13 protein-coding genes and 1 pseudogene are annotated in these 15,729 nt (G+C 74.5%); 4 read left to right on the top strand and 10 right to left on the bottom strand.

Features of this window, described 5'->3' with window-relative positions; translation table 11 throughout:
* Together Q2K16_RS28195 and Q2K16_RS28190 are read left to right on the top strand one after the other, a co-directional pair.
* Entirely contained in the window at nt 1-492 is a 492-nt protein-coding gene (locus Q2K16_RS28195) for a universal stress protein (RefSeq protein WP_302741256.1), read from the top strand.
* A gap of 50 nt (nt 493-542) precedes the next feature.
* Nucleotides 543-1,064 carry a DinB family protein gene (locus Q2K16_RS28190; RefSeq protein WP_302741254.1) on the top strand — a complete coding sequence of 174 codons (522 nt, stop codon included), beginning with the start codon at nt 543-545 and terminating at the stop codon, nt 1,062-1,064.
* A 34-nt stretch (nt 1,065-1,098) separates the two neighbouring features.
* On the opposite strand, the gene Q2K16_RS28185 is transcribed toward Q2K16_RS28190, so the two are convergent.
* From Q2K16_RS28185 to Q2K16_RS28175, 3 genes are all read right to left on the bottom strand, one after another.
* Nucleotides 1,099-1,716 carry an HAD family hydrolase gene (locus Q2K16_RS28185; protein WP_302741252.1) on the bottom strand — a complete coding sequence of 206 codons (618 nt, stop codon included), beginning with the start codon at nt 1,714-1,716 and terminating at the stop codon, nt 1,099-1,101.
* The gene (gene smc, locus Q2K16_RS28180) at nt 1,716-5,324 is read right to left on the bottom strand and encodes a chromosome segregation protein SMC (protein WP_302741250.1); all 3,609 of its coding nucleotides are present in this window, start codon (nt 5,322-5,324) and stop codon (nt 1,716-1,718) included. Before smc ends, Q2K16_RS28185 begins: the two co-directional genes overlap by 1 nt.
* A 290-nt stretch (nt 5,325-5,614) precedes the next feature.
* Nucleotides 5,615-5,809, bottom strand: a complete 195-nt coding sequence (locus tag Q2K16_RS28175) for a hypothetical protein (RefSeq protein ID WP_067305353.1) — start codon at nt 5,807-5,809, stop codon at nt 5,615-5,617.
* A 308-nt stretch (nt 5,810-6,117) separates the two neighbouring features.
* Here Q2K16_RS28175 and Q2K16_RS28170 point away from each other — a divergent pair, with 308 nt between their 5' ends.
* Both Q2K16_RS28170 and Q2K16_RS28165 read left to right on the top strand, forming a co-directional pair.
* On the top strand, nt 6,118-7,788 hold the full coding sequence (locus tag Q2K16_RS28170) for a CAP domain-containing protein (protein ID WP_489671821.1): 1,671 nt from the start codon (nt 6,118-6,120) through the stop codon (nt 7,786-7,788).
* 107 nt (nt 7,789-7,895) lie between these two features.
* Nucleotides 7,896-8,801 (top strand): endo alpha-1,4 polygalactosaminidase, encoded by a 906-nt coding sequence (locus Q2K16_RS28165; RefSeq protein ID WP_302741248.1) that lies wholly within the window; start codon nt 7,896-7,898, stop codon nt 8,799-8,801.
* A gap of 88 nt (nt 8,802-8,889) precedes the next feature.
* Here Q2K16_RS28165 and Q2K16_RS28160 read toward each other — a convergent pair whose 3' ends face one another.
* The 7 genes and pseudogenes from Q2K16_RS28160 to Q2K16_RS28130 form a co-directional block, all read right to left on the bottom strand.
* Nucleotides 8,890-11,109, bottom strand: a complete 2,220-nt coding sequence (locus Q2K16_RS28160; RefSeq protein WP_302741247.1) for an MMPL family transporter — start codon at nt 11,107-11,109, stop codon at nt 8,890-8,892.
* A gap of 222 nt (nt 11,110-11,331) precedes the next feature.
* Complete coding sequence (gene mutM / locus Q2K16_RS28155; protein WP_302741245.1) at nt 11,332-12,189, bottom strand: bifunctional DNA-formamidopyrimidine glycosylase/DNA-(apurinic or apyrimidinic site) lyase; 858 nt, start codon at nt 12,187-12,189, stop codon at nt 11,332-11,334.
* Complete coding sequence (rnc, locus tag Q2K16_RS28150) at nt 12,182-13,036, bottom strand: ribonuclease III (RefSeq protein WP_302741243.1); 855 nt, start codon at nt 13,034-13,036, stop codon at nt 12,182-12,184. Before rnc ends, mutM begins: the two co-directional genes overlap by 8 nt.
* A gap of 167 nt (nt 13,037-13,203) precedes the next feature.
* Nucleotides 13,204-14,130 (bottom strand): annotated as a pseudogene (locus Q2K16_RS28145) (phosphate acyltransferase PlsX); the annotation flags it as partial.
* A 135-nt stretch (nt 14,131-14,265) separates the two neighbouring features.
* Nucleotides 14,266-14,439 carry a 50S ribosomal protein L32 gene (gene rpmF, locus Q2K16_RS28140; protein WP_088646032.1) on the bottom strand — a complete coding sequence of 58 codons (174 nt, stop codon included), beginning with the start codon at nt 14,437-14,439 and terminating at the stop codon, nt 14,266-14,268.
* 5 nt (nt 14,440-14,444) lie between these two features.
* Nucleotides 14,445-15,008 carry a YceD family protein gene (locus Q2K16_RS28135; RefSeq protein ID WP_145918341.1) on the bottom strand — a complete coding sequence of 188 codons (564 nt, stop codon included), beginning with the start codon at nt 15,006-15,008 and terminating at the stop codon, nt 14,445-14,447.
* Nucleotides 15,009-15,118: 110 nt separating this feature from the next.
* The gene (locus Q2K16_RS28130; RefSeq protein ID WP_088646034.1) at nt 15,119-15,616 is read right to left on the bottom strand and encodes an SPFH domain-containing protein; all 498 of its coding nucleotides are present in this window, start codon (nt 15,614-15,616) and stop codon (nt 15,119-15,121) included.
* Between the last annotated feature and the right edge of the window lie 113 nt (nt 15,617-15,729).

Raw genomic sequence — 15,729 nt, 5'->3', positions numbered from 1 at the left:
GTGAGCGTCCCCGTCGAGCGTGAGCAGTACGGCCCGCAGGCCCGCCCGCTGGAGTTCGAGCGGGGCACCGACGGGCCCCGGGTGGTCCTGGTCGGGGTCGACGGCAGCCGGACCTCGCTGCGTGCCGCGTCGTACGCGGCGGGGCTGGCCCGCCGGCAGGGCGCCGGGCTGGTGGTGGTCTTCGTCAGCGCCCCGGCCGGCTACACCTCCCTCATGCCCGGGGTGGTGGCCGGGGCGGTCCAGCGGACCCACGACGAACTCGCCGACGAGCTGCGGCAGGAGTGCCGCCGGGGCGCGGAGGAACTGGGCCTGCCGGTGACGTTCCTGTGCCGGCGCGGGGACGCGTACACCGAGCTGCGGGCGGCGGCCGACGAGTCCCGGGCGGACCTGGTGGTGGTCGGCTCCTCCGAGCAGGCCGGGCACCGGCTGGTCGGTTCCGTCGCCACCCGCCTGGTCCGCACCGGCCGCTGGCCGGTCCTCGTCGTCCCCTGACCGGATGCGGGGTCCCGGAAGTGTCGGACCGGTGGGCGAGGATGACCGGCATGACCTGGCGAGCACCGGAGATCACCCGGACCCCGGAACTTCCCGTCGGTGACGAACGGGCCATGCTGGAGAGCTGGCTCGACTACCACCGGCAGACCCTGCTGCTCAAGTGCGCCGGGCTGACGGCCGAGCAGCTGCGCACCCCGAGCGTGCAGCCGTCCGGGCTGACCCTGCTCGGCCTGGTCCGGCACCTGGGCGAGGTGGAGTCCTGGTGGTTCCGGGAGAACTTCGCCGGGCAGCAGGTCGACTACCCGTACGGCTCCGTGGACGATCCGCGCGCCGACCTCGACGTCAGCCACGCCGACGCCGAGGCCGACCTCGTCACCTACTACCGGCAGGTCGAGCTGGCCCGGGCCGCCACCGTCGGCCGCTCGCTCGACGAGACGTTCACCGAGGTCGGCCCCCAACAGCGGACGTTCAGCCTGCGCTGGGCCTACCTGCACCTGATCGAGGAGTACGCCCGGCACAACGGCCACGCCGACCTGATCCGGGAACGCCTCGACGGCGTCACCGGCGAGTGACCCCGTCACCGGTCGGCGCGGCCCCCGTCGGGCGTCAGTGGGCCAGCGCCGCCCGCAGGTAACGCAGCCCCTCCGGCCCGCTCCACCGGTACGCCGACAGCCCGGCCGCCCGTGCCCCCCGGGTCGCCCAGTCCTCGTCGTCGACGAAGAGCACCCGGGCGGGCGGGGTCTCCAGGGCGGCGCAGGCGGCCTGGAAGTACTCCTTCGCCGGCTTGTGCACCCCGACGACCGAGGAGTTGACCACCACGTCCAGCTCACCGACCAGGCCCAGCTCGGCGAGGTCGGTGTCGAGCAGGTCGGTGGCGTTGGTGCCGAGCCCGACCCGGACGCCGCCCGCCCGTGCCTCACGGACGAAGGCCAGCACGTCGGCGTCGATCTCGCCCCGGTAGCGCTGCCACTGCTCCACCGCCGCGCGCGCCCTTTGCGGGCCGACCGACTCGGTCAGCGCGTCGGCCACACTGGACATCCAGTCGGCGTGGCTGACCTGCCCGGTCAGCACCGGTTGCAGCCGCCCCCAGTGCATGGCGATCTCGCCGAGCACCCCGGCCGCGAGGCCGTACTCCCGTTCGACGTCGGCGGCCACCGCCGGGTCCCAGTGCCGCAGCACGCCGTCGAAGTCGAGCAGGAGCGCCGTCGGCCGTTCCCGTGCCACTACTGATTCTCCTCGTGTCCGTCGGACCGCTCGGCGTCGGTCCGGTTGAGCCGTTGGCTGATCACCTGGGTGACCCCGCTGCGCATGGTCACGCCGTAGAGCGCGTCGGCGATCTCCATGGTCCGTTTCTGGTGGGTGATGACGATCAGCTGGCTCTTCTCCCGCAACTGGGCCAGCAGGGTGATCAAACGGCCCAGGTTCACGTCGTCGAGGGCCGCCTCCACCTCGTCCATGATGTAGAACGGGCTGGGTCGGGCCCGGAAGATCGCCACCAGCATCGCCACGGCGGTCAGCGACCGTTCGCCGCCGGAGAGCAGCGACAGCCGTTTGATCTTCTTGCCGGGCGGCCGGGCCTCCACCTCCACGCCCGTGGTGAGCAGGTCGTCGGGTTCGGTGAGGACCAACCGGCCCTCGCCGCCGGGGAACAGGACCGTGAAGACCTGCTCGAACTCGCGGGCGGTGTCGGCGAACGCGCTGGCGAAGACCTCCAGGATGCGCTCGTCGACGTCCTTGACCACGGTGAGCAGGTCACGCCGGGTGGCCTTGAGGTCCTCCAACTGCTCGGAGAGGAACTTGAAGCGCTCCTCCAGGGCGGCGAACTCCTCCAGCGCGAGCGGATTGACCTTGCCGAGCAGGGCCAGTTCCCGTTCCGCCTTGGCGGCCCGCTTCTCCTGCACCGGCCGCTCGTAGCGGACCGGCTCGGGCACCGGCAGGCCGTCGCGTTCGGCCGCCGCCACGTCCACCGGGGTCGGCGGGACGGGCTGGGTCGGGCCGTACTCGGCGACCAGGGTCTCCACGTCCAGGCCGAAGTCCTCGGCGGCCTTGGCCTCCAACTGCTCGATGCGCAGCCGCTGCTCGGCGCGGGCCACCTCGTCCCGGTGCACCTGGCTGGTCAGCCGCTCCAACTCCGCGCCGAGCCGCTTCGCCGCGCCGCGTACCTCCTGGAGTTCCGCCTCCCGGGCGGCGCGTTCCCGGGCGACCGCGTCGCGGTGCTCCTCGGCCCGCGCGATGAAGGTGCCGAGCCGGGTCAGCGCCTCGCGGGCGCCGCCGACCACGGCGCGGGCGATCGCCGCGCCCCGGGTCCGGGCCGCCCGCCGCGCCGCCGCCCGCTCCCGGGCCGCCCGCTCGGCGGTGGCCTGCCGGGCCAGCGAGTCGGCCCGGCCGGCGATCGAGGCGACCCGCTCCTCGGCGGTACGCACCGCGAGGCGGACCTCCATCTCGTTCTGCCGGGCCCGGGGCACCATCGCGGCGAGCTGGTCCCGTTCCTCGGTGGAGGGTTCCGCGTCAATCGGGGTGTCCTCGGCGAGCCGCAGCCGTTCCGCCAGCTCGGCGAGGGCCGCCAGGTCCCGTTCCCGGGCCGCCTCGGCACGGGACCGGCTCTCGCCGAGCCGGTCGGTCTCCGCCTTCGCCGACCGGGCCGCCGCGCCCAGCTCGGCCAGCCGACGGGCGGCGGCGTTACGGTGGCTCTCCGCCTCCCGCTTGGCGGCGGCGGCGTGCTGCACCACCTCCTTCGCGGCGGCCACCCCGGCCCGGGCGTCGACGAGCTGTTCACGCAGCTCGGCAGCCGTCCGTTCGGCGGTGTGCCGATTGGTCCGGGCCTCCTCCACGGCGGCCTGCACCTCGATGAAGCTGGCCGCCTTGGCCGACCCGCCGGCCGCCGCGTACGCCCCGACCACGTCCCCTTCCGGGGTGACCGCGCGCAGCTCCGGGTTGTCGGCGACCAGCTCGGCGGCGGCGGCGAGGTCGTCGACCAGCGCCACGTCGCGCAGCGCCCGGTGTACGGCGGGACGCAGCTCGGGGGCGCACTCCACCAGGTCCGGCGCCCACCGGGCGGTCTCCGGCAGCCGGGGTCGCAGGGCGTCGACGGGGCCGGTCATGCCGGGCCCGGCGGGGCTGCCGACCAGCAGACCGGCCCGGCCGGCGTCGGAGATCTTCAGCAGCCGCATCGCCTCGACGGCCTCGTCGACGCCGGTGACCGCGACCGCGTCGGCGAGCCCGCCGAGCGCCGCGGCCAGCGCCGCCTCGTGGCCGGCGGCGACGGTGAGCAACCCGGCCAGGCTGCCCAGCAGGCCGGGCACCTCGTCGGCGCGGGCGAGCAGCGCCCCGGCCCCGTCCTTGCGGCGCAGCCCCAGGGCGAGCGCCTCCTCGCGGGCCTTCCACGTCGCGGCGTCCTTCTCGGCGGCCCGCTCGGTGTCGGCAAGCGCCCGGACGGCGGCCTGCGCACGCTCGTGGGCGGCCACCGCCTCGGCGTGCCGGTCGTCGAGTTCGGCGTTGTCCCGGTCGGCCTCGGTGGACTGTTCGGCGACCGCGTCCAGCTCGGCCTGGGCCTGGTCGGCGCGGGCCAGGGCGTCGGCGTGCGCGGCGGCGAGCCGCTCGATCTCCTCGCCGGCGCTGGTGGTCCGCGCCTGCGCCGAGTTCACCTGCCCGGTCAGCCGGGCCAGCCCCTCCCGCCGGTCGGCGATCGCCTTGGCGGCGGCGACCAGTTCCCGTTCGGCGGCGGCGAGCTGGCGTTCCAGCTCCTGCCGGTGTTCGACGGCCTCGGCGAGCCGGATCTGGTCGTCGGTGAGCGCCGCGCGCAGCTCCTCCTCCTGCTCGCGGACCCGCTGCGACTCGGCCTCCAACTGGTCGGGGTCGCGGCCGGGGCGCTCGTCGTCGCCGGTGGCGCTGAGGTGGCGCAGCCGTTCCCGGGCCAGTTGCTCCACCGAGCGGAACCGTTCGGAGAGGGCGGAGAGCCTGTACCAGGTGTCCTGGGCGGCGGCGAGCAGCGGCGCGTCCTCGGCGAGCGCGGCCTCCAGCTCGCCGAGGCGGCCCTGGACCTCGGCGTGCTCGCCCTCGATCTGTTCGCGCCGTTGTCGCAGCGCCGTCTCGTCGGCGATCTCCTTGTCGAGGGTGACCCGCAGGGTGTGCAGGTCGTCGGCGAGCAGCCGGAGCCGGGCGTCGCGCAGGTTGGCCTGGATGGCGGCGGCCCGGCGGGCCACCTCGGCCTGCCGGCCCAGCGGCTTGAGCTGACGGCGCAGCTCGGCGGTGAGGTCGGTCAGCCGGTTGAGGTTCGTCTGCATCGCGTCGAGCTTCCGCAGCGCCTTCTCCTTGCGCTTGCGGTGCTTGAGGACGCCGGCCGCCTCCTCGATGAACGAACGGCGGTCCTCCGGCTTGGCGTGCAGCATGCCGTCCAGCCGGCCCTGGCCGACGATGATGTGCATCTCCCGGCCGATGCCGGAGTCGCTGAGCAGCTCCTGGATGTCGAGCAGTCGGCAGGAGTCGCCGTTGATCTCGTACTCGCTCTCGCCGGAGCGGAACATCCGGCGGGTGATGGAGACCTCGGTGTACTCGATCGGCAGTGCGCCGTCGGTGTTGTCGATGGTGAGGGTGACCTCGGCCCGGCCCAGCGGCGCCCGCCCGGCGGTGCCGGCGAAGATGACGTCCTCCATCTTGCCGCCGCGCAGCGCCTTGGCGCCCTGCTCGCCCAGCACCCAGGCGATCGCGTCGACGACGTTGGACTTGCCGGAGCCGTTCGGGCCGACCACACAGGTGATCCCGGGCTCCAGCTTCAACGTCGTGGCGGAGGCGAAGGACTTGAACCCCTTCACCGTCAGACTCTTGAGATGCACCTGTCCGATCCTCGTCCGGTGGCCACCGCAGGCGTCGCGGGCTGCGCGGACCTGGTGAACCCGCAGACTAACCCGTGGCTACGCGGTGACCGGTACGCGACCCGCCCCGGCACCGCCGGCCGACCGCCGGGGCGGGGTGGAATTGATCGGAGTGTGCTACGCCACATCGGCTCACAAGATCGTGAATTGGCGATCGGGAAAATATGTGGCGGACAGCACTGCGCGCCGGCACGAAAGTGTCGGCGCGCTTTTTCGCGGTGGTGCTGTTCAGTTTTCTGCGTACCCGAGGATCAGGTGAGCGCCGGCTCGGCCAGCCGGAGGAGGTCGTCCACCTCCGCCGCAGCCGCCGCGAGCCGATCGTTGTCGGCACGCAGGCGCGTGATCTCGAACTCCAAGGCCTGGACCCTGGAACGCAGTCGGGTGACCTCGTCGAGCAGACGCCGGTCGGGCGCTGCACCTACGTGGCCGTAGAGGGCCTTCGCCATGCTGACTCCTTGATATGCGCTGCCGGAAAAGCCGGCCAACGCGCGCCCATTTCGTGTTCGCGACTACTACCAGGCCACCGAAATCCGGGCGTGGCTGGGCGCGACTGGCGACACCTACATATTGAGCGACAACCCCTCGTTCGTCAAGTTCTCGCAGGCCGTAGATCATCTCCACGTCTGCCCTGTGCACTTGCCGAGGGGGCCGCAAGGCTCGGACACTCTCTGTCCGGACTCCTTGACTCTACGCCTTCCCGGCCGGGTACGGTGACCCTGAACGGTCGTCCCGCCTTAACTCTTCCTTAGCCACATTGCCGCTGTTCCGTGGCCGCCGTAGCGTCACCCCGGCCCGCAAGCGACCCGTGGAGGCGACAGGCGTGTACGGCTGGACCGATCCGAACGACCAGGACGCCGCATACCGACGGCCACAGCCGTCGACGGACGACCCGGCCTGGCTGACCGACCGTCCCGCCCCCCGCTCGGCGTACCTCTTCGGCGACGAACCGGCGGTGGACGCACCGGCCCCGGCAGGCCCCGGCGGGACGGACGCCGCGGCCGGATCCGCCGGGGGCACCCCGGGCCCCGCCGCCGACCGGTGGGCCGACGCGCCGCGCGGCCAGCACCCGACCGGGCCGTCCAGGACGTGGCAGGACGAGCAGACCGGGGCATGGCAGGACGAGCAGACCGGCTGGCAGGACGCACCGACCGGCAGGTGGAACGCCGAGCCCGCCGGGCAGTGGGCCGCCGCCGAGCAGGCCGGTGCCTGGCCGGACGACCGGGACGAGCGGTGGACGGGCGGTCGGGACGAACCCGCCGAGCAGTGGCAGGAGGACCGGACCGACAGGTGGCAGGACCGGCGGACCGGCGCATGGCAGGACGAGCAGGACGACCGGGCCGGCGCATGGCAGGACGAGCAGGACGACCGGGCCGGCGCGTGGCAGGGGCAGGCGGCCACCGGGCAGGCCCGGCAGGAGCCGTGGCAGGGCCGGCCGGACGGGTCGTGGTCCGGTGACGGGGCCGGCCGGTGGGCCCAGCCGCAGGCCGGGCCGTGGCACGACGGGGTGGACCGGGCCACCGGGCCGGACGGCCCCTGGACCGACACGCCTGCCGAACACGACGGGCGACAGGCGTACCCGGTCGCCGGGCCGGTGCGCGCCGAGCTGCGGGACGCCACCGTGCCCACCCCGGCGGGCGGACCGGTCGACGGGGTGGCCGCGACCGGTCGTACCCGACGACGGTCGCGGCGTCCGGTGCTCATCGGCGGGGCCGCCGCGGCGGCGACCCTGGTGGTGAGCCTCGGCATCGGGGCGCTGCTGCTGCCCGACGACGACGGGAACGCCGACCGGGCCGCCCTCGACGAGCCGGTGGCCACCGCGCCGGTCATCCCGGACACCGCCCCGGACACCAGCGCCCCGGCCTCCCCCAGCGCGACGCCGAGCCCGTCACCGACGTCGGCGAGCCCGTCACCGAGCCGGACCGCCACGCCGACGCCCACCCCGAGCCGGACCCAGGCGGCGTCGCGGCAGACCGCCCGGGGCGGCTCCGGCACCGTGCCCCCGGCCGCGCCCACCACCCGGGCGGCGGTCAGCGGCGGCGGTGGGGGCAGCCAGGCCCAGCAGGTCGTCGACCTGGTCAACGCCGAGCGGGCCAAGGCGGGCTGCGCGGCGGTCACCGTGAACGCCAAGCTGACCCTCGCCGCCCAGCAGCACAGCCAGGACCAGGCCGACCACCAGACCATGACGCACACCGGCAGCGACGGCAGCAACGCCGGGCAGCGGCTGGACCGGGCCGGCTACACCTGGCGCACCTACGGCGAGAACGTCGCCTGGAACCAGCAGACCCCGGCTGCGGTGATGCAGGCCTGGATGAACAGTTCCGGTCACCGGGCCAACATCCTCAACTGCGCGTTCACCGAGATCGGCGTCGGGGTGGCCACCGGCAACGGGCCGTACTGGACGCAGGACTTCGCCGCCCCGCGCTGACCGGGGACGGCCGGCCCCCGGCGACGACGTGACCGCGTCGTCGCCGGGGGCTTCTCGTTTGACCGGGTGAGGCGTGCGGCGTACCGCACGGGACCCGGGAGCCGCCGATGCGCATCCGGCCGTCAGCGTCCGCGACGCGCGGCGGATCGCCGCTGCCCACCCGGCCGCCGCGCCGCCACCCCGCCCGCCGGGTGCTGCCGGCCACGCTGGCGCTCGCCCTGCTGACCCCGGTGTACGCCTGCCGTCCCGACCTCGGGCCGCCCGGCGCACCGACCCCCTGGCCGCCCGGCGTCGCCCGGCAGTGGCGGTGGCAGTGGCAGCTCACCGGCCCGGTCGACACCACCGTCGACGCCGACGTCGTCCTCCTCGACCCGGTCCGGGTGAGCACCGCCGAGACCGGGGCGCTGCGGCGGCGCGACAGGCGGCTGATCTGTCACGTGCCCGTCGGGACGTACGCCGGGACGGATCCGGACGCCGCCCGCTACCCGGCGGCGGTGCGCGGCGGTGCCGCCGGACGGCCCGGGAGCCGGTGGGTGGACGTACGGCGGTGGGACCTGCTGCGGCCCGTCCTGGCCGACCGGTTCCGGCTCTGCCGGGGCAAGGGGTTCGGCGCGGTGGCCCTCGTCGACGCCGACGGGCACGCCCACCGGTCGGGCTTCCCGCTCGGCTTCGACGACCAACTGCTGTTCAACCGGCGGACGGCCGGGCTGGCCCGCTCCCTGGACCTCTCCCCCGGCCTGGTCGGCGACGTCGGGCAGGTGGCCGCCCTCGCACCCGACTTCGACTTCGCCGTCGACGAGGAGTGCGTCAGGCTGCGGCGCTGCGCCCGGCTGCTCCCCTTCGCCGACGCGCGGAAACCGGTGTTCCACGTCGAGTACACAGGTGACCCGCAGCGGTTCTGCGTGACCAGCACCGGCTACGGCTTCGTCTCGATCCGCAAGCACCGGACGCTGGACGCGTGGCGGGTGCCCTGCCCCACCGATCCCGGGCCGGTCCCCGGCACCCCGGGGTGACCCGGACCGCGGCGCGCGGTCCGGGTCACCCGTGCCGCCGGCTGCACCACCCAGGGAGGGCGGTCACCGGCGGCCGGTCCTCGGCGGGTCAGTGCACCCCGACCAGCTCCGGCGTCGGTTCGGCCGGTGGGGTGGCGGCGGGCCGGTCGCGGCGGCGCAGGAACCGGGGCGCCCACCAGTTGGCCTCGCCGAGCAGGGTCATCACCGACGGCAGCACCACCGCCCGGATGATCGTGGCGTCCAGCAGGATCGCCGCCGCCAGCCCGATGCCGAGCTGCTTCAAGTCGATCGTGCTGAGCGAGGCGAAGATCGCGAACACCCCGACCATCACGATCGCCGCGCTGGTCACCACCCCGGCCGAGGAGGTGATGCCGTAGGCGACCGCGTCGGCGGTGGACCGGCCGCCCCGGACACCCTCCCGGATCCGGCTGACCACGAAGACGTGGTAGTCCATGGAGAGCCCGAAGAGCACCACGAACAGGAACAGCGGCAGCCAGGAGACGATCGCCCCCATCGAGGTGAAGCCGAGCAGGTCCTGCGCCCAGTCGCCCTGGAAGACCAGCACCAGCAGGCCGTAGGCGGCGCCGGTGGAGAGCAGGTTGAGCAGGATCGAGGTCAGGGCGACCACCACCGACCGGAACGTCCAGGTCATCACCAGGAAGGTCAGCGCCAGCACGAACGCCATCACCAGGGGCAGCTTCTCCTTGATGTGCCGGGCGTAGTCCTCGCTGGCGGCCACCCCGCCGCCGACGGCGTACTCGACGCCGGGGATGCCGCGCAGCGCGGCGGGCAGCAGGTCGTCGCGGAGTTCGTGCAGGGAGCGCACCGACCTGTCGTCCCGGCTGGCGTACGGGGTGGGCACCTCCAGCACCGACACCCGGCGGTCCGCCGACACCTCGATCTTCGGGCCGTCCGCCTCGACCGGGGCGAACAGCGGGTCGGCGGCGGCGTCACGGGCCAGCCCGGTCAGGGCGGCGCGCACCCGGTCGGCCTGGTCGGCGGGGGCCCGTACGGCGACCGTGTGGCTGGTGCCGCTGCTCGGGAAGGCGGCGGTCAGCCGGTCGTACGCCTGCATCGCCGGGGTGGTCCGGGGCAGGTCCTCCATGCCGGGGAACTTCAGCTTCATGCCGAGCGCCGGGGCGGCCAAGGCGAGCAGCAGCCCCACCGAGACGATCAGGGTGGCCCGGGGAGCGCGCAGCGCGGGCCGCAGCACCGCCGGCCAGAACCGGGGCCGGGCCGGCTGCCCGTGCCGTCCGGCGCGGGGGGCGGTGAGCCGCCACAGCAGCGGCACCCGGGGGCGGTCCACCCAGCGGCCCAGCTTGGCCAGCAGCGCCGGCAGCACGGTCAGCGAGCCGGTCACCGCGACGGCGACCACCAGGATCGAACCGACGGCGAGGGAGGAGAAGACCACGTCGTCGGCGAGCATCAGGCCGGCCATCGAGATGATCACCGCGAAGCCGGAGACGACCACGGCGTGCCCGGACGTCTCGGCGGCGATCTCCACCGCGTCCAGCCCGGACCGGCCCTTGGCCCGTTCCTCGCGTTCCCGTCGGACGTAGAACAGCGAGTAGTCCACCCCGACGGCCATCCCGATCAGCAGGATCACGCTGGCGGTGGTGTCCGTGGCGGGCACCAGGTGGGAGGCGAGGGTGGACAGCCCCATCGCGGCGGCCACCGAGGAGAGCGCCAGCAGCACCGGCACCCCGGCGGCGATCAGCGCGCCGAACGCGACAATCAGGATGGCCAGGGTGACCGGCAGGCTGAGCAGTTCGGCCCGCTTGAAGTCCCGGCCCAGCGTGTCGTCCAGCGCCTGGTTGATCGACGGGCCGCCGACCTGCTCGATCCGTAGTTGCGGGTGGGCGGCCTGGGCGTCGGCGGTGGCGTCGCGCAGCGGCTGCACCCGGTCGGCGGCGGTCTGCGGGTCGCCGGTCATGGTGACCGGCACCAGCAGCGCGCCACCGTCGCGGGCCGGCACCGGCTCGCCGACCGACGCCACCCCGGTGACCTGCCGCAGCCGGTCGGCCGCGTCGGTCGCCGCCGCCTGCGCGGCAGCCCGGTCCAGGGTGCCGGTACGCGGGGTGATCAGGATGTTCTCCACCGCCGGATCGGTGAACTCGCCCGAGGTGACGATCACGTCGGCGTGACCGGACTCGCCGATCGCCTGGTCGGCCTGGGTGGCCTTGTTCAGGCCGGCGGCGTTGCCCCCGACGAAGCACACTGCCACGAAGACCACCCAGAGCGCGATCGCGCGCCACGGATGCTCCGCGCTCCACCGTGCCAACCGCACCGTCACCGGTCTGCCGCCCATCTCCGTCGGGCCCCCTTCCCGCCGGCGCCGTGCCGACCGTGCTGACGCTAGAGACGGCGACGCCGGGGCACATCGGGGAACGGCCCCGGCCCGCCCCGGAGGACGCGGGAGCGGTCGGGTCGGGTCGGCCGGGACGACCGGCCGGGTGGATCGGGAAAATCCGGCGACGGCCCGGGGTGGCGACGGCGTGGCACACCGGCGCAACCCCGAACCGGCTCGGGGTCAGCCCCTGAGCGCACCCCGGGGCCGGGGCTGACACCGGGGGCAGCTGTACGACGACCGGTTCATGAACGCCTCCCGGCGGATCGGTGCGCCGCACCGACGGCAGGGCTCGCCCTCCCGGCCGTAGACGTTCAGCGACCTGTCGAAGTAGCCGCTCTCCCCGTTGACGTTGACGTACAGGTCGTCGAAGCTGGTGCCGCCCTGCGTGATCGCCTCGCCGAGGACGTCCCGCACGTGCCCGAGCAGCCGGCCCGCGGCGGGGCCGGTCACCGCGTCGGTCGGGCGGGCGCCGTGCAGCCGGGCCCGCCACAGCGCCTCGTCGGCGTAGATGTTGCCCACCCCGGACAGCAGCGTCTGGTCCAGCAGGGCCCGCTTGACCTCGGTACGCCGACGGCGCAGCGCGGCGACGAACCCCGCGTCGGAGAACTCCGGGTCCATCGGGTCGCGGGCGATGTGGGCGATCTCGGCGGGCAGTTCGGCACCGCCCTCGCTGACCGCGAGCCCGCCGAACGTCCGCTGGTCGACGAAGCGCAGTTGCGGGCCGTCGTCGGCGAACCGGAACCGGACCCGCAGGTGCAGCTCGTCGGCCGCCTCGGCCGGCTGGAGCAGCAGCTGCCCCGACATGCCCAGGTGGCCGACGAGGGCGTCCCCGCTGTCCAGCGGCAGCCACAGGTACTTGCCGCGCCGCCGCACGTCGGTCACCGTCCGGCCGGCGAGCACGTCGGCGAAGTGCGCGGGGCCGGGCGGGTGCCGTCGCACGGCCCGGGGGTGGCGCACCTCCACCGTCGAGATCCGCCGGCCGGTGACCCACTGGGCCAGCCCCTGTCGTACGGTCTCGACCTCGGGCAGCTCAGGCACGGCCCAGTCCCGCCTCGGCGGTCTCGTCGGCCGCCGGGGCCGCCGCGTCGTCGCCGGTGGGCCCGGCGGTACCGTCCGGGGCGGCCCCGGGCCGGGTGTCGGCGTCGGCCTGCGGGGTGTCGGCCCGGTCCTGCTCGGCCTGCGCGGTGAGTTCCCGCCAGGCCGCCTCGGCGGCCCGCTGCTCGGCCTCCTTCTTGCTACGCCCCTCCGACCCGCCGTAGCGGTTGCCGGCCACCACCACCCAGGCGGTGAAGGTCTTGAGGTGGTCCGGGCCGGTGCCCTCGATCCGGTACTCGGGCACCCCCAGGCCCAGCGCGGCGGTCAACTCCTGGAGGCTGGTCTTCCAGTCCAGCGCAGCGCCCCGGCCCGCCGACTCGGCCATCAGCGGGTCGAACAGCCGGTGGATGACGACCGCCGCGGTGTCCAGCCCGTGCTGGAGGTAGATCGCGCCGAGCAGCGCCTCCAGGGTGTCGGCGAGGATGCTCGCCTTGTCCCGCCCGCCGGTGGTCTCCTCGCCCTTGCCGAGCAGCAGGTAGGCGCCGAGCCCGTCCGGGCCGAGCCCCCGGGCCACGTCGGCCAGGGCGCGCATGTTGACCACGCTGGCCCGCAGCTTGGCCAGCTGCCCCTCGGGCAGGTCGGGGTGGTTACGGAACAGCGCCGTGGTGATCACCACGCCGAGCACCGAGTCGCCGAGGAACTCCAACCGCTCGTTGGTGGGCAGCCCGCCGTTCTCGTACGCGTACGACCGGTGGGTCAGCGCCCGCTCCAACAGCTCGGCGTCGAGTGTCACCCCGAACGCCGCCTCCAGGTGGCTGACGGGCGCGCGCCGCCGCTTGTCGTTGCTCATGTTCCTACCTCTGCTTCGGTCCCGCCGGGGTACGCGGGCGGATGATCCGCGTGCCGGGCGGCGGGTGCGTTCGGGACCGCCGGGTCGGCCGGCGCGGGTCCGGTGTCCACGGCCACCTCGTCGACTCGGTCGGCGGCGCAACGGGTGGGGGCGTCCTCCCGCTCCGGGTCGGTGCCGTCGCCGGCGGGAAGGAGCGCGACCTGCTCCCGGACCTGCTCGGTGGCCCGGCGACGCCAGAGGTGGGCGGCCAGGGCGATACCGGAGGCGACGTCGTCCGGGGTCGCCGCGCCGTGGCAGACCACCACCGTCCCGGCGACCCCGAGCAGGGCCGCCGCCCGGGGCGCTCCGCCGCTGGCCGGTGGCCCCCCGGCCATCGCGTACGCCCCCTCGATGGCCTTGAGCAGGATGTTGCCGGTGAAGCCGTCGGTGACCACCACGTCGGCGCGGACGCCGGCCGTCACGTCGTACCCCTCGACCAGGCCGACGTAGCGGGCGTCGCCGGGCAGCGCGGTGGCGGCGAGCAGGGGGTCGGCGGTGCGGCGCGGGCGGTCCCCCTTGCCGGCCTCGGTGCCGACCGAGAGCAGGCCGACCCGGGGGGCGGCGACGGCGTGGGCGACGGCGGCGTAGGCCGCGCCGAGCACGGCGTGCCGGGCCAGGGTGGCCGGGCGGGGTTCCAGCGAGCCGCCGACGTCGAGCAGGACCACCGGGCCGGAGACGGCCGGGAGCGTCGCCACCAGCGCGGGCCGGCGCACGTCGGGCCAGCGGCCGAAGCCGAGGGCGGCGGCGGAGACGGTGGCGCCGGTGGACCCGGCGGAGACGAGCGCGTCGGCGGCGCCGTCGCGGACGGCGGAGACGGCGGCCCGGACGGTGCTGTCGGCGCGGGGCGCGTGCTCGGTCGGCCCGGCGGCGGTCCGGGTGGCGCGGATGGTGATCCGGGTCCGCTGCGCCGGGGTCAGGGCGTCGACGACCCCGGCCGCGACCTCGGTCGGGCCGACGAGCAGCAGGTGCAGGTCCGGGTCGGCCCGCACCGCCCGCAGAGCGCCGTCAACCACGACGGCGGGAGCATCGTCCCCGCCGAGGAGGTCAACGGCGATCCGCGCGGTGCCCGGCCCCCTCGCCGTGCCGGCCGGATCAGGCCGGCCGGCGTCGGAGGGAGCCGGGGCACCGGGCGATCGCCGGGGTGCGTGCGCCACCCGACCCGTGGTCGGGGGTGTCACTCGGCGTCCAGGTCAGACCTCGAGAACCTGGCGGCCGTTGTACGTGCCGCAGACGGAGCACGCCGCGTGCGGCAGCTTGGGGGACTTGCACTGCGGGCAGGCCACGGTCGCGACCACAGCCGCCTTCCAGTTCGCCCGGCGGGACCGGGTGTTGCTGCGCGACATCTTGCGCTTGGGGACGGCCACGGTTCCTACTCCTCTGTACGGTTCAGTTGCGACAGGCTCGCCCAACGCGGGTCGATCTGCTGGTGGCTGTGTTCGGCCGGCAGATCGTCCCGGTGCACCCCGCATTCGGGGCACAGTCCCGGGCAGTCCTCCCGGCAGAGCGGGTTGGTCGGCAGCGTGAGCACCACCGCGTCCCGCAGCGCCGGCTCCAGGTCGATCAGATCGTCCTGCATCCGGCCCACCTCGTCCTCGTCGGTCGTGATGTCCGTGGTGCTGTTCTCGTACGCGTACAGCTCCTGGACGTTCACGGTCAACGAGTAGTCGATCGCGCGCAGGCAACGACCGCACTCGCCCTGGACGGGACCGGTCACGGTCCCGGAGACGAGCACGCCCTCGGACACCGACTCCAACCTCAGGTCGAGGTCGAGGTCCGCGCCCTCCGGCACGCCGATCAACTCCACGCCGAGGTCCGCCGGTGCCGGCACGACCCGCCGATGCGTACGCAACGCGCCAGGGCGACGCGGCAGGTCCCTCGTGTCGAGGACCAGCGGCGCCCTGGGGTTGAGTGATGAAGGCGAGTGTTTGGGCATAGTCAGACTCCGGCCGGTGAGAGGCCGACAAAAAAGGTTACCTGGGCGACCGCCGGGTCGTCGAACCGGGGGCGACGCCCGACCCGTCCGTCGGTGGGATGAGGTGCCGCTCAGAAGGGTAACGGGCGTTCCGCCTCGTCCCCACCGAAGGTGCCGATCTCCCGCAGCGCGTGCATCTTGTCCCGGCCGCGCTCGATCGAGGCCAGCGCCCGGGTGAGGAACTGCTCGAAGTTCGCCAGCGCGGTGTCGACGTAGTCGTCGACCTCCTCGCGCAGCCGCTGCGCCTCGGCGCGGGCCTCGGCGATGATCCGGGCCCCCTCGTGCTCGGCGGAGACGGTGATCTCGTTCACCGAGACCAGCCGGGCGTGTTCCGCCTCACCCTCACTGATGATCCGGTCGGCCTCCCGCTTGCCGGCCTCCATGATCTTGTCCCGCTCCTCCAGCAGGGCGGCGGCGCGGCGCAGGTCGGCGGGGAGTTCGGCGCGCATCTCGTCGAGAGCGGCGATCATCTCGCCCCGGTCGACCATGCAGTTGTTGCGCGACATCGGGACGGAGCGCGCCTGCTCCACCATGGCGATCAGTTCGTCGATGCGGTCGAGCGGGTCCACCGGTACCTCACTCCTGTCGTTCGTCGGCCGACCTACATGATGCGGCCTGCGCCCGGCTTCGGCGCTGCACCACATGATGTCGTGCCTCGGCCACCACCGCCGCCACCACCCCG

Origin of the sequence: Micromonospora cynarisoli (assembly GCF_030518815.1) — a bacterium.
Taxonomy (GTDB): Bacteria; Actinomycetota; Actinomycetes; order Mycobacteriales; family Micromonosporaceae; genus Micromonospora; species Micromonospora wenchangensis.
Note: the sequence above shows the minus strand (reverse complement) of the source record. Positions and strands in the feature narration are given on the sequence as shown.